At 56.7% G+C, this 13,600-nt stretch carries 9 protein-coding genes; 4 read left to right on the forward strand and 5 right to left on the reverse strand.

Going from position 1 to position 13,600, the window contains the following annotated elements; genetic code table 11:
• Positions 1–35 precede the first annotated feature (35 nt).
• On the reverse strand, positions 36–2,333 hold the full coding sequence (gene bglX / locus PMI17_RS07635) for a beta-glucosidase BglX (protein WP_007887847.1): 2,298 nt from the start codon (positions 2,331–2,333) through the stop codon (positions 36–38).
• Positions 2,334–2,488: 155 nt separating this feature from the next.
• Here bglX and dld point away from each other — a divergent pair, with 155 nt between their 5' ends.
• Positions 2,489–4,198: a D-lactate dehydrogenase gene (gene dld, locus PMI17_RS07640; protein ID WP_007887849.1), complete on the forward strand. Its 1,710-nt coding sequence runs from the start codon at positions 2,489–2,491 to the stop codon at positions 4,196–4,198.
• Positions 4,199–4,320: 122 nt separating this feature from the next.
• Here the strand turns inward: dld and PMI17_RS07645 are convergent, their stop codons facing one another.
• From PMI17_RS07645 to PMI17_RS07655, 3 genes are all read right to left on the reverse strand, one after another.
• Positions 4,321–6,774: a DUF3772 domain-containing protein gene (locus PMI17_RS07645; protein WP_007887851.1), complete on the reverse strand. Its 2,454-nt coding sequence runs from the start codon at positions 6,772–6,774 to the stop codon at positions 4,321–4,323.
• 165 nt (positions 6,775–6,939) lie between these two features.
• Positions 6,940–7,869, reverse strand: a complete 930-nt coding sequence (gene pbpG / locus PMI17_RS07650; RefSeq protein ID WP_007887852.1) for a D-alanyl-D-alanine endopeptidase — start codon at positions 7,867–7,869, stop codon at positions 6,940–6,942.
• Between the two features lie 215 nt (positions 7,870–8,084).
• Entirely contained in the window at positions 8,085–8,672 is a 588-nt protein-coding gene (locus tag PMI17_RS07655) for a Yip1 family protein (RefSeq protein ID WP_007887853.1), read from the reverse strand.
• Between the two features lie 165 nt (positions 8,673–8,837).
• On the opposite strand from PMI17_RS07655, the gene PMI17_RS07660 reads away from it, so the two are divergent.
• Positions 8,838–9,413, forward strand: coding sequence for a DedA family protein (locus tag PMI17_RS07660; protein WP_007887855.1), 576 nt, complete (start codon positions 8,838–8,840; stop codon positions 9,411–9,413).
• Here PMI17_RS07660 and PMI17_RS07665 read toward each other — a convergent pair whose 3' ends face one another.
• Positions 9,414–10,190 carry an SDR family oxidoreductase gene (locus PMI17_RS07665; protein WP_007887857.1) on the reverse strand — a complete coding sequence of 259 codons (777 nt, stop codon included), beginning with the start codon at positions 10,188–10,190 and terminating at the stop codon, positions 9,414–9,416.
• 117 nt (positions 10,191–10,307) lie between these two features.
• Between PMI17_RS07665 and PMI17_RS07670 the strand changes: the two genes are divergently transcribed.
• Together PMI17_RS07670 and PMI17_RS07675 are read left to right on the forward strand one after the other, a co-directional pair.
• A complete protein-coding gene (locus PMI17_RS07670; RefSeq protein WP_007887860.1) occupies positions 10,308–12,122 on the forward strand; it encodes a glycoside hydrolase family 15 protein in 1,815 nt (604 codons plus the stop codon).
• A 196-nt stretch (positions 12,123–12,318) separates the two neighbouring features.
• Positions 12,319–13,371, forward strand: coding sequence for a L,D-transpeptidase family protein (locus PMI17_RS07675; RefSeq protein ID WP_007887865.1), 1,053 nt, complete (start codon positions 12,319–12,321; stop codon positions 13,369–13,371).
• Positions 13,372–13,600 lie beyond the last annotated feature (229 nt).

Below are 13,600 nucleotides of genomic sequence, written 5' to 3' on the forward strand. Positions count from 1 at the left end.
CTTGCGGGAGAGGGTTAGGGTGAGGGCATCAGCGACTATAAATAATCAAACTGCGCATCCTGGGTACGCACGGAATCCAGACCAATCATCACGTTGATTTTGCCTGGCTCAGCCACCTGCTGCATCTTCTGGTTCCAGAACTTCAGCGCATCCACATCGATCTTAAACTTCACCGTCTGCGATTCGCCGGCTTTCAGCATGATGCGCTGGAAGCCGCGCAGCTCCTGCACCGGACGGCTAATGCTGGCGACCGGATCGTTGAGATACAGCTGCACCACGGTAGCTCCGTCGCGTTTACCGGTATTGGTCACGGTCACCGATGCATCCACCGAACCGTTACGCGGCATGGTGCGTGATGACATCTTCACCGGCGACACGCTGAACGTGGTGTAGCTCAGGCCGTAACCAAACGGATAGAGCGGGCCGTTGATCGCATCATAGTAGTGTGAAGTGTACTTGTTCGGTTTGGCGAAGTTGTACGGACGACCGGTTGGCAGATGGTTGTAATAAATCGGAATCTGGCCAACTGAACGCGGGAAGGAGACCGGCAGTTTGCCCGATGGATTGTAATCACCAAACAGCACATCGGCGATGGCATTACCGCCCTCGGTGCCGCTGAACCAGGTTTCCAGCATCGCATCGGCCTGCTGATCTTCCTTCACCACCGTTAGCGGACGGCCATTCATCAGCACGATCACCAACGGTTTGCCGGTGGCCTTCAGCGCGTCCAGCAGTTTCTGCTGACTTTGCGGAATCGACAGTTCACTGCGGCTGGAAGCTTCATGCGCCATGCCCTGCGCTTCACCCACTGCGGCAACCACCACGTCGGCTTTTTTCGCCTGCGCCACCGCTTCATCAATCAGCTCCTGCGGCGAACGTTTATCCACGCTTACCGCTTGCTCATACAGATTAAGGAAGTCCTGAACGCCCTTGTTATCACTGATGTTGGCGCCTTTGGCATACAGCACCGTGCCTTTACCCGCCATCGCGCTGCGCACGCCTTGCAGCAGCGGAATAGATTGTTTTGCCACGCCTGCCGCAGACCAGCTGCCCATAATGTCGCGCTGGCTATCGGCCAGCGGCCCGACCAGCGCCACGGTGGCGTCTTTCTTCAGCGGCAGCGTTTCATGCCAGTTTTTCAGCAGGACGATGCTTTTGCGCGCCACGTCGCGCGCTTCGGCACGGTGCAGACGGCTTTCCGCGTTGGTGTCCTGCGGATCGCTCTCTTTCGGCCCTAAATGGCTGTAGGGATCGTTGAACAGGCCCATATCATATTTGACGTTCAGCACATGGCGCGCGGCATCATCGACTTCCGCCATGCTTACCGCGCCGCTTTTCACCAGCCCCGGCAGATATTTGCTGTAATACTCGTCGCTCATGCTCATGTCGACGCCCGATTTCACCGCAATGCGCACCGCATCCTGCGGATCGCTGGCCACGCCGTGTTTCAGCAGCTCTTTAATCGCGCCGTGATCGCTGATGGTGATGCCTTTGAACCTCCAGTCGCCGCGCAGCACCTCTTTCAGCAGCCAGCCATCCGCCGTGGCCGGTGTACCATTGAGTGAGTTGAGCGCCACCATCACGCCGCCGCTGCCGGCATCAAGCGAGGCTTTATACGGTGGCAGATAATCCTGGAACAGCCGCTGCGGGCTCATGTCGACGGTGTTGTAATCGCGTCCACCCTCGACCGCACCGTATGCCGCGAAGTGTTTCACGCTGGTCATGATCGAGAAACGATCCGCCGCGCTTTTACCCTGCATGGCTTTCACCATGGTGCTGCCCATTTGCGAGGTCAGGAACGTGTCTTCGCCAAAGCCTTCAGAGAAACGGCCCCAGCGCGGTTCACGTGACACATCGACCATCGGTGCCCACGTCATGTTTAAACCGTCATCCGCCGCTTCATAGGCCGATACGCGGCCCACCTGCGCGATAGCATCAAGATCCCAGCTGGCCGCCAGGCCGAGCGGAATCGGGAAGATAGTGCGCTGACCGTGTACTACGTCGTAGGCAAAAAACAGCGGGATTTTCAGGCGGCTGAGTTCCATCACCTGATCCTGCATGGCGCGAATATCCTGGCGCGTCACGGTGTTAAAGATCGCCCCAACCTGACCGTGCTGAATCATGTCGCGAACCGCCGATTTCGGCGTATCCGGCCCTACGCTGATCAAACGCATTTGCCCGATTTTTTCATCAAGGGTCATTTTGCTGAGCAGCTGATTCACAAAGGCGTCACGCGCCTGTTCGGTCATTGGATGTGGGCCAAACAGGTCGTCCGCGAAAGCGGGCTGCATGGCTAAGGAGACAGCGAGGCTAACAGAGTAAATCCATTTCATCAGGTCGGGTTCTCTTAAGTGACTGCGCAATATCGAAATAACCGGGGCAGTTTGCCACAAGATGAGGATAGCAGGTAGCCGCCAATGTCACACCGCGACCCTGCCGCTGACGCGTGCTACAGTTGAAGCGCCATGTTAAAGACAAGGATAGGCCAATGAATAACAACACTTCGCACCCTACTCTGCTCGCCGAACTGCGTCGTCTGCTGGGTTCGTCGAACCTGTTAACCGATGCGGAACAGACCGCACGCTACCGCAAAGGTTTTCGCTCGGGTGAAGGCGAGGCGCTGGCGGTGATTTTCCCCGGCTCGTTGCTGGAACTATGGCGAGCGTTGCAAGCGCTGGTGAGCGCGGATGCGATCATTTTGATGCAGGCCGCCAATACCGGTCTGACGGAAGGTTCCACGCCAAACGGCAACGATTACGATCGTCCGGTGGTGATCATCAGCACCCTGCGGCTGGATAAGTTGCAGCTAATTGATGGCGGCAAGCAGATCCTTGCCTTCCCCGGCAGCACGCTGTATCAGCTGGAAAAAGCGCTCAAACCGCTAGGTCGCGAGCCCCATTCGGTGATCGGTTCTTCCTGTATTGGCGCCTCGGTAATGGGCGGCATCTGTAATAACTCGGGTGGATCGCTAATCAAACGTGGGCCGGCCTATAGCGAAATGGCGCTGTTTGCACAAATTGATGCCAGCGGCAAACTCAAGCTGGTGAATCACCTCGGTATCGATCTCGGTCATTCGCCGGAAGAGATGCTGGGCCGGCTGGATGACGATCGCTGGCAGCAAAACGATGTACGCTGGGATGAGCGCCACGCCTCCGATCATGAATACGCCGAGCGCGTGCGTGAGATCAATGCCGATACTCCGGCACGCTTCAACGCCGATGAACGTCGCCTGTTTGAAGCGTCTGGCTGCGCCGGCAAGCTGGCGGTGTTCGCCGTACGTCTGGATACCTTCCCCACCGAACCCCAGCAGCAGGTGTTCTATATCGGCACCAACAATCCGGCAGAGCTGGGCGATATTCGCCGTCATATTCTGGCGGAATTCAAGCATCTGCCGGTGGCGGGCGAATATATGCATCGCGACATTTTCGACATCGCCGAAGTGTACGGTAAAGATACCTTTGTGATGATCGACAAACTCGGCACCGACAAAATGCCGCTGTTTTTCACCCTCAAAGGCCGCGTTGATGCCTGGCTGAGCAAACTGAGCTGGGTGAAACCGCATCTTACCGATCGCCTGTTGCAGCGCGTCAGTGGCTGGTTACCGGCGCATCTGCCCAAACGTCTCAAGCAGTATCGCGATAAATATGAGCATCACCTGATGCTGAAGATGTCCGGTGACGGCGTCGCCGAAGCGCAGGCGTATCTGACTGAATACTTCCGCGAAGGTGGCGGCGCCTTCTTTGCCTGCGACGCCCAGGAGGGAGCGCACGCGTTTCTGCATCGCTTTGCCGCTGCCGGTGCTGCCGTGCGCTATCACGCGGTGCATGCTGACGAAGTGGAAGATATTCTGGCGCTGGATATCGCGCTACGCCGTAATGATGAGGAGTGGTTTGAGCGTCTGCCGGCCGAGTTCGATAAGGACTTAAGCCATCGCCTCTATTACGGCCACTTCTTCTGTCACGTGTTCCATCAGGATTACATCGTGAAGAAAGGCGTGGATGCGCATGCGCTGAAGGAGAAGATGCTGGCGATTTTAGCCGCACGCGGTGCCGAGTATCCGGCAGAGCATAACGTTGGTCATCTTTATCAGGCGAAACCGCAGCTGCAGGCGTTTTATCAGCAGTTGGATCCCACTAATAGTTTCAATCCGGGAATCGGTAAAACCAGTAAGCAGAAGGGTTGGGCGGTAAAGGTTTGAGGGTGTGCAGTTGTTGAAAAGGTGGCCAGGAATGGCCACCTTTCTCCAATCTGTAGCGGCGCAATTTATTGCGCGGGTTTGCTCAAAGGCGCGCGATAAATCGCGCCGCTACAAAATGTGCGTCAACGTGATTGAGGCAGTTGCTCGCCCTGCTGCTCTTGCGCAGCCGCCGCCAGGGCGCGGCGTTCAATAATCATGGTCTGCGGCGTTGACAGCATAATGCCCTCTTTGCGCAGACGCGTCAGAATATCGAACAGCAAATCACTCTTGGCACCGGAAATCTGACGCTGACCGGCGACGTTGCCGGTGACGCTCAGCACGATACCCGCTGGCGTCAGATCTTTGAACGACACCGACGGCTCTGGCGTCTCCAGAATGCGCTCGTTCTCCTGATAAACCTCCAGCAGAATTTCACGCACTTTTACCGGATCAATATCCAGCGGGAAGGTCAGCTGAATGGTCACCACGCCCTGCGCATTGCCCATGGTGGCGTTTCGCACGTTCTGCGAGATAAATTGCGAGTTCGGCACAATCACCGTGGATTTGTCGCCCAGCTGAATCTCGGTAGCGCGCACGTTGATGCGGCGAATGTCGCCTTCGATACCGCTGATGCTCACCAGATCGCCCACCTTCACCGGACGCTCGGTCAGCAGAATCAAGCCGGAGATGAAGTTCTTCACAATCTCCTGCAAGCCGAAACCGATACCGACCGATAAGGCGCTGACAATCCACGCCAGTTTGTTCCACTGCAGGCCCATGATCGACAGCGTCAGCAGAATTACCAGCACGTAACCAATGTTGCTGAACAACGTCACCAGCGACACGCGCATGCCGACGTCCATGGTGGTTTTCGGCAGGAAATCTTTGTCCAGCCAGCGACGCACCGAACGCAGCACGTAAATCCCCACCACCAGACACAGAATCGCATTGACCATGTGCGCCGGCACAATGTTCAGTGACTCCAGTCCTTTGCCGCCCCAGAATTCAATCACCTTCTGAATCAGCTCAATCGGCGTTGAGGAGGCGAAGGTACCGTTGAGCAGTGCCAACGCCAGAATAGCAATCAGCAAGGTTTTACCCAGCGCGCTCAGCAGCGTCGCCGCCTGCTGCAAATGGCGCTCATCAATATTCAGTGAGCTTTGCAGGCGCTTGCCGGTGGCATTGCTGGTGGAGAACAGGCTTTCACAGCCATCCTGCACCAGATGGCTGAGGAAGTAGAACGAGCCAAACAGAATGCCGCACCAAATCACCTCATAGCTGAGGAAGCGTGCCAGCGTGACATAACCGATGATCAGCGAGATCAAAATGGCCAGCGCGGTAAGCATCAGCGCCAGCTGCACCAGACCCACAATCGTCGAGCGCGCTTCTGGCTGATGGCCTTCCTGCACCATGCGGCGACGCACACGGTTCACGCGCATGCTGATGGCGAGGCCGGTGCAGCCAATCAGCAGCGCGGTCAGGCCGTTGGCAAAAATAGTGGTATTCAGGCTGGTGCCGACGCTGTAGTTAAAGGCTTCAACCGTCTGGAACACAAACACCAGCGCCGCGGTAAAGGGCGGGAACGGCTTCAGCGCCTGCGCCACTTCATTGGAGATGGCGGGCAAACGCCAGCTTGGTCGACGCGTTGACAAAAAGGCCCGACCTAAGCCGGCAATCAGTCCGCAGTAGACGCTGAGCTGCACCAAACGGTCGACAAAATCCTGCACGTCGCCGGAGACTTCATCGCGGCGCGTAAAGGCCTGCGCAAGGAAGTGGAAGGTTAACACCACTGCCGCAAGCGTGGTCAGGGCGATGGTGGCGGCCAGGAAGCTACGACGTAAACGCCCTTCCGGCATTTTGTTAATACTCACCCACGCCAGAAACTCTTCGCCGTAGCGACGGCCGATCGTCATCACCAGCATTGCCGCTACCAGCCAGGCGATGGTGCCAAAGCGCCAGCCCGGCTCCCACGACAGCGCCGCGGTGTCTTGCAATTCATCACGAAAGTCGCTGATCTTCTCGCCGTCGAGATCCTGGCTGCTAAATACCGGCGCCCAGAAGCGCGGGCCGAAGATACTACCGGAATTGAGCGCCAGCTGGCTTTTTAGCTGGTCACGACGCAGGTTAACGATCTGCGATGACAGCACCAGCGCCCCGTTTTTGATGCCGTCGGCCTGCTTGATTTGATCGTCCAGCTTGCCTTTTTGGTTCTCCAGCGCCGCACGTTTGCGCGTCACTTCCGGCGTCTCTTTCACGCCGCTATCGGCTTTGGGCGCCGGGCCGAGCACCGCCAGCTGGGCATCAAGCTGCTGGCGCTGCGGGATTAACGCCTGCCCCAGCGTTTCGGCATTGCCGGAAAGCTCCAGCGCCATCTCGTTCAGCTGGTTAAGCTGGCTCTCATTGGTATCGCCCGAGACCTGACCTTTAATTTTGTCGAGTATTTTCTGCATCTTGGGCAGCTCGACCGACGCGTTAACTTTGGGCGCAGCGTCCTCTTGCTGATCGGCTGCCGCGCTGTCGTCGGCAAAACTCAGTGCCGGGGTTAACAGCACCAGCAGCAGTAAAAATGGCGTAAGTAAGGAACGGAACTTGAACATGTTTAATAAGATTCCAGCGTAATAACAGCCGATAAACGCACGTGTGCAGGTGAATGGCGGCTAGTTTAAGACGTTGCCGACACTGAAACTATAGGAATGAAGGTGTAAAACATTGGCGCTAACGATAAGCGTTTTTGCAGGTGCCCGAAAGCACCTGCGGGAGAATTATTCGTTATTGGCGGTGAGGCCCGACTTCTGCTTTTTGTACGCCAGCGCAGCGGCCGGAACCGGTGCCGCTTTGCCGGTTTCCAGCCAGTCGCGCAGGCGATTAGCATCGGCAAAATGGGTGTATTTACCAAAAGCATCCAGTACCACCAGCGCCACCGGACGGTTGTTGATCACCGTGCGCATTACCAGACAGTGCCCGGCTTCATCGGTATAACCGGTTTTGGTGAGCTGAATACGCCAGTCGTTTTTGTACACCAGATGGTTGGTGTTGCGGAACGGCAGCGCGTAGTTCGGATGCTTAAATACCGCGGTGTCCTCTTTGGTGGTACTCAACTCGCCAATCAGCGGGTACTGGCGCGTGGCTTTCACCAGCTTAACCAGATCTTCCGCACTGGAAACGTTCTGAATCGACAAACCGGTTGGCTCCACATAACGCGTGTGCGTCATGCCCAGCGCACGCGCTTTGGCGTTCATTGCGCGGATAAACGCATCGTAACCGCCGGGATAGTGGTGCGCCAGGCTGGCGGCCGCACGGTTTTCCGATGACATCAGCGCCAGCAGCAGCATATTGCGGCGGCTGATTTCGCTATTCAGTTTGACGCGGGAGAATACGCCGCGCATTTCAGCGGTATGGCTGATATCCACCGACAGCATCTCATCCATCGGCAATTTGGCATCCAGCACCACCATCGCCGTCATCACCTTGGTAAGTGAAGCAATCGGACGTACGCGGTTAGGATGGCTGGAAAACAGGACTTTGTTGTTTTCCAGATCGACAATCATGGCACTGCCGGAGGCGATTTGCGGTTGGGCAATCGGCGCCAGGTTTGAGAGTGCCGCCGGCGCAGCGAGCGCGGGCGTCACAGCAGCCGGCGCGGCGACAAACAGCGCCAGCGACAGCAGGGAAATACGCATTTTTGCAGACATCGTGTCAAAAAAATCCGGTAAGGAGTTTTGCGCTGTGTTAAGACACAGGCCGCCCGCAACAAACCAGACGGGATGCGGGCTGGCTGCGATATCATACGCACTTCCCTGAGAAATTTCTTAACGAGATTGTTTCCGGGCGTTAAAAAGGTCGCCATGACTGGCTTCCCCACGGAAGAGGTGTTGTAAGGTCGCCATTCATGGCGACCCGGCTACCACTAAAACAACCTTGGACCATAGCCCCACAGAATTACCGTCAGCGCCAGCAGCACCTCAAACACCAGCACGCCAATCGCCAATGTTGAACCGGAGAAACGCAGGCTCTCATCGCGGTCGATACTCAGGAACACCGGAATGCCGACATACAGCAGATAACCGGTGTATACCAGTGCGATCGCGCCCACCAGCACACACAGCCACACTAATGGATAGAGCGCCACCAGCCCGCTGAGAAACAGCGGTGTCGCCACATAGCCGGCAAACACCGTACAACGCTGCAGACTTGGGCGCTGCGGGTAATTACGCGCCATCCAGTGGATCACGCGGCCCATCACCGCCACGCCGCCGAGAATAATCAGATAGAACAGAATGCCCAGACCGATACCGGTCAGCATGTTGAGTTGTACGAACTGCCCTTCGCCCAGATTCCAGCCCAGCTGCGTCGTGCCAATGAAGGCGCAGATCACCGGGATCGCCGCCATGAGCAAAACATGGTGGGTGTAGTGGTGCGAAACGCTCTCATTTTCCTGTTTGATATCGCGCATTTCCTGACCCGGATGCGCCAGTAAACCCCAGACATGATTCATACGTTTACTCCTCTAATGCCATGGGCTGCCCCTAAAGCAAAAGACCTCGTCAACGCAGGCAGCGTCTCTCAAGTATAATCGTCGCCGCCATTTTTGCGGGGAGCCACGCAAATTAAGCCGTTGGTATACACTAATAGCGATTTCAATCTTGGCAGGGAGGATAATTTGCATCTCGATATCAATGGATTAATTAGCCAGTATGGCTATCTGGCGCTGCTGATTGGCTGTATTGCCGAAGGGGAAACGTTCACGCTATTGGGCGGTGTTGCGGCACATGAGGGATTATTGCACTTTAGCGGTGTGGTGCTGGCGGCGATGATCGGCGGCATTATTGGCGATCAGCTGCTGTTTTGGCTGGGACGTCGTTATGGCACGCGCATTTTGCGGCGCTTCAGTAAGCATCAGGAAACCATCGGCAAAGCCAAGCGCCTGATTCAAAAGCATCCGAGCTTATTCGTGATAGGCGTGCGCTTTATGTATGGCTTCCGTATTGTGGGGCCGATCATCATTGGCACCAGCCGCCTGAAACCGCTGCGCTTTTTCATTCTGAATGTGATTGGTGCGGCGCTATGGGCGCTGATTTTTGTTTCGCTCGGCTACTTTGCCGGACAGATTGTCGCGCCGTGGCTGCATAAAATCGATCAGCATCTCAAGCCGGTATTGTGGCTGGCGGCGGCGGTGATTTTCGGCATCGTGCTGCGCTACATTATTCGCCACTGGAACCACCGCCGCGCCGGTTAACTATGCGTGATAACCTTTAAACTGCGGATTCGCCAGCATAAAACCACCGTCGACAATAAACGATTGTCCGGTGGTATAGGTTGCCCACTCCGAACAGAGCCAGGCCACTAAGCTCGCCACTTCACGCGTATCGCCGGGACGCCCAATCGGGATTTCCGGCATACGACGCCCTTGCTGGTCATCTTTCATATCATTCATCGCCGTGGCAATCGCGCCCGGCGCCACCGCATTCACCAGAATATGGTGCGGCAGTAAGCTCAGCGCCATAGATTTAGTCAAGCCACCCAGCGCATGCTTCGCGGCGGTATAGGCGGTGGCATCCGGCAGCGGCGTATGTTCGTGCACCGAGGTGATGTTGATGATGCGTCCACCATCGCCCTGGTCGACCATATGGCGCGCAGCAATCTGCCCGCAGACAAACGCACCATCGACATCCACATCAAACACCTTGCGCCAATCCTCAAAGGTGACATCGAGAAAATCGGCTTTGGTCATCACACCGGCGTTGTTGACCAGCACGTCGATACGTCCAAGCGAATTAATCAGCTGCGCCAGCTGCTGGCCACCGGCTTGCGGGTCGGAGAGATCAAGCTGCCGCACCTGCGCCAGCTGTCCACGGCTCTCCACCATGCGTGCGGTTTCCTGCGCGCCCTCTTCATCCGAGCGCCAGGTGATCCCCAGCGTATAACCCGCTTCTGCCAGCATCACGGCACAGCTGCGGCCAATGCCGGAATCGGAAGCGGTAACCACGGCGACTTTCTGTTTTCCTGAAGGCATAACATTCTCCTGATTGAGGGTGTCTTTACAGTATAGAAGTTATCCTTCTGTGCCTCCGGGCCGCCGAAACTGCCGTTTCGTCTATAGTTAACAATTACATACGGCAAAGGGGGCAAGATGAGCGAGATTAAACGCAGAATAGACGACCACGGAGTGATTGGTGATTTACGCACCTGCGCATTGATCGCCAACGACGGCACCATCGACTACCTTTGCTGGCCGGAGCTGGATAGCCCATCGGTTTTCGCCGCGCTGCTCGACAGCGATGAAGCCGGACTTTTTTCTATCGCGCCTGACTGGAAACATGCCCGCCAGCAGCAACTCTACTTGCCCGATACCAATATTTTGCAAACCCGCTGGCTCGACGATTCAGGTGTGGCCGAGATTACCGATTACATGCCGATCTGCGATGAGCACAACAAAGCGCCGCGTTTGGTGCGCCGCGTGAAAATGGTGCGCGGCACAGCGAAGTTTCATCTGCTGTGCGCACCGCGCCACGATTATGCGCGCGCGGAAACCACCACCGAACTGCGACCCGGTGGCATCGCCTTCCTTGCCGCCGGTCAACCGAGCTTGCGCCTGAGCGCCACGGTGGTGATGACGCGCGAAAATCACAGCGCGGTGGCGGAATTCACCCTTAAAGCCGGTGAATCGGCCGAGTTCGTTTTTGGCAACGATGACGATCCCCACGTGGCCGAGATCGCCACCGAGCAGTGTTTCCGCGACACGCTCGCGTACTGGCGCCGCTGGAGCAGCCACAGCTCCTATCGCGGCCGCTGGCAAGAGATGGTGACGCGTTCCGCGCTGGCGCTCAAGCTGCTGACCTCCCATCAGCACGGTTCCATTGCCGCCGCCGCCACCTTTGGCTTGCCGGAGGAGCTGGGCGGCGAGCGCAACTGGGATTATCGCGCCTCGTGGATCCGCGATGCCTCATTCAGCATGTACGCGCTGATGCGCCTCGGTTACACCGAAGAAGCGCGCGACTTTACCAAATGGGTTGGCCGCTGCGTCGAACACAGCCATGACGATACGCCGCATCTGCAGGTGATGTATCGCCTTGATAGCGGCACCGAGCTACACGAAACCGAGTTGCTGAATCTGTCCGGCTACGCCAATTCACGCCCGGTGCGCATCGGCAATGACGCCTGGCGCCAGACCCAACTCGATATCTACGGCGAGCTAATGGATGCCATCTACCTCGCCAACAAATATGGCGAAGCGATTTCGCATCGCGGCTGGAAGTACGTCTCCGATATGATCGACTACGTCTGCGTGAACTGGAATCAGCCCGATGCCGGGATTTGGGAGATGCGCGGCGAACCCGAGCATTTTCTGCATTCGCGTTTGATGTGCTGGGTGGCGCTCGATCGTGCACTGCGCCTCGGTTTAAAGCGCTCGCTACCGATGCCGTACGATCGCTGGGATCGGGTGCGCAGCGAGATTCGCGATGATATCTGGCAAAATTTCTGGAACCCCGAGCTGGGCCATTTCACCGCCACACGTGGCGGAGATTTCCTTGATGCATCGATGCTACTGATGCCGCTGGTGCGCTTTGTCAGCTCGACCGATCCTGACTGGATCTCCACGCTGGACGCGATAAAAACGCACCTGGTGAGCGATGGCTTAGTGCGGCGCTATAACATTCACGAGACGCCTGCCGATGCTTTAAAAGGAGGAGAAGGCTCGTTTGCCGCCTGCTCATTCTGGTACGTGGAGTGCCTGGCGCGTGCCGGGCGGGTAAGCGAAGCGCATTTTGAGTTTGAAAAGCTGCTGAGCTATGCCAATCCGCTCGGCTTGTATGCAGAGGAATTTACTCCGCACGGTAATGCCTTGGGCAACATGCCGCAGGCGTTAACGCATCTGGCGTTAATCAGTGCCGCTTTTTTCCTCAATCGTAAATTGAGTAATGAAGTTACCCTGTGGCAGCCCTAAAAATTCACATTTCGGGCTACGGATCCAAGAGAATTGTCTGGTAAAGACAAGGATTTGCGTAAAGTTTCCGCAGCAAGTAAAAATCCTGATTTCCATCACTGTGCCAATGCACATATAATGCGCAGCGGGTCATACTGACCACGATGGATTCGACACACTGACAAGCCTGAAACATGGCCATAACGACTTGAAAAACATGAAAATGAGCATTCGCGCGTTCGCTTCACTCGCCCTCGCACTGGCGGCGTTCAGCCAGTCGGCATTTGCAGTTGTGTATCCGCTGCCGCCGGCTAACAGCCGTCTGATCGGCGAAAATATCGAAATCACTGTTCCTGATGACAGCAAACTTCCGCTGGAAGCCTTTGCCGCACAGTATCAGATGGGTCTCAGCAACATGCTGGAAGCCAATCCGGGCGTTGACGTTTATCTGCCGAAAGCTGGCACTAAAATGATCATCCCACAGCAGCTGATTCTGCCTGACGCGCCGCGTGAAGGTATCATCATCAACAGTGCTGAAATGCGTCTTTATTACTACCCGAAAGGCACTAAGACCGTGGTTGTGTTGCCAATCGGCATCGGCGAGTTGGGTAAAGACACGCCAATGAACTGGACCACCAAGGTTGAGCGTAAGAAAGATGGCCCGACCTGGACGCCAACCAAAGCGATGCATGCCGAATATGCCGCACGCGGCGAGAGCATCCCCGCCGTGTTCCCAGCCGGTCCTGATAACCCGATGGGTCTGCACGCGCTGTATATCGGCCGCCTGTATGCGATCCACGGCACCAACGCCAACTTCGGTATTGGTCTGCGCGTGAGCCACGGCTGTGTGCGTCTGCGTTCTGATGACATTAAATGGCTGTTCGACAACGTGCCAGTTGGCACGCGCGTCCAGTTCATCGACCAGCCGGTGAAAGCCTCGGTTGAGCCAGATGGTTCGCGCTATGTGGAAGTTCACAACCCGCTGTCGACCACGGAAGAGCAGTTCAACTCGCGTGAATTGGTGCCAATCAACCTGACTTCTGCCGTAACCAAAGTGATTGCCGATGCCAGCACTAACCAGGATGCAGTGAACAACGCTATCCAGGCGCGTAACGGTATGCCGATCAAAATCAACGGTCCAGCCGGCGACGTTCAGCCAGCACCGGTGCCGGTACAGGAATCTTCTGACGCCTTGCCGAAAGAAGAGCCAATGACGCCGCAGGGTATCAATGGTGCAGCGCCAGCTGCTCAGCCGGCTACCAGCCTGTAAGTCTGTTTTGAGATGTGATGAGCCAGCCTGCGGGCTGGCTTTTTTGTGCGTGCGATAAGTTTGGTCGCCATAAATGGCTAGTGCCAATCAGTTACTTTCGTTTGTACGGAGCGACTTTCGTTCGCCATCGGCTGATGGCAGTTTCAGCTACGCCGTGCGGCGACCGAGCAGAGGACGCCTGGCCGCGCCCTCTGCACTCCCGGGCCCTGCGCCAGCCCATCCCGCCGCT

Origin of the sequence: Pantoea sp. GM01 (assembly GCF_000282675.1) — a bacterium.
Lineage (GTDB): Bacteria > Pseudomonadota > Gammaproteobacteria > Enterobacterales > Enterobacteriaceae > Pantoea > Pantoea nemavictus.

What these genes read in the sequence shown, in the direction of transcription:
- bglX (WP_007887847.1), bottom strand. Translation starts at nt 2,333, where the DNA reads ATGAAATGGATTTACTCTGTTAGCCTCGCTGTCTCCTTAGCCATGCAG.
- dld (WP_007887849.1), top strand. Translation starts at nt 2,489, where the DNA reads ATGAATAACAACACTTCGCACCCTACTCTGCTCGCCGAACTGCGTCGT.
- PMI17_RS07645 (WP_007887851.1), bottom strand. Translation starts at nt 6,774, where the DNA reads ATGTTCAAGTTCCGTTCCTTACTTACGCCATTTTTACTGCTGCTGGTG.
- pbpG (WP_007887852.1), bottom strand. Translation starts at nt 7,869, where the DNA reads ATGTCTGCAAAAATGCGTATTTCCCTGCTGTCGCTGGCGCTGTTTGTC.
- PMI17_RS07655 (WP_007887853.1), bottom strand. Translation starts at nt 8,672, where the DNA reads ATGAATCATGTCTGGGGTTTACTGGCGCATCCGGGTCAGGAAATGCGC.
- PMI17_RS07665 (WP_007887857.1), bottom strand. Translation starts at nt 10,190, where the DNA reads ATGCCTTCAGGAAAACAGAAAGTCGCCGTGGTTACCGCTTCCGATTCC.
- PMI17_RS07670 (WP_007887860.1), top strand. Translation starts at nt 10,308, where the DNA reads ATGAGCGAGATTAAACGCAGAATAGACGACCACGGAGTGATTGGTGAT.
- PMI17_RS07675 (WP_007887865.1), top strand. Translation starts at nt 12,319, where the DNA reads ATGAAAATGAGCATTCGCGCGTTCGCTTCACTCGCCCTCGCACTGGCG.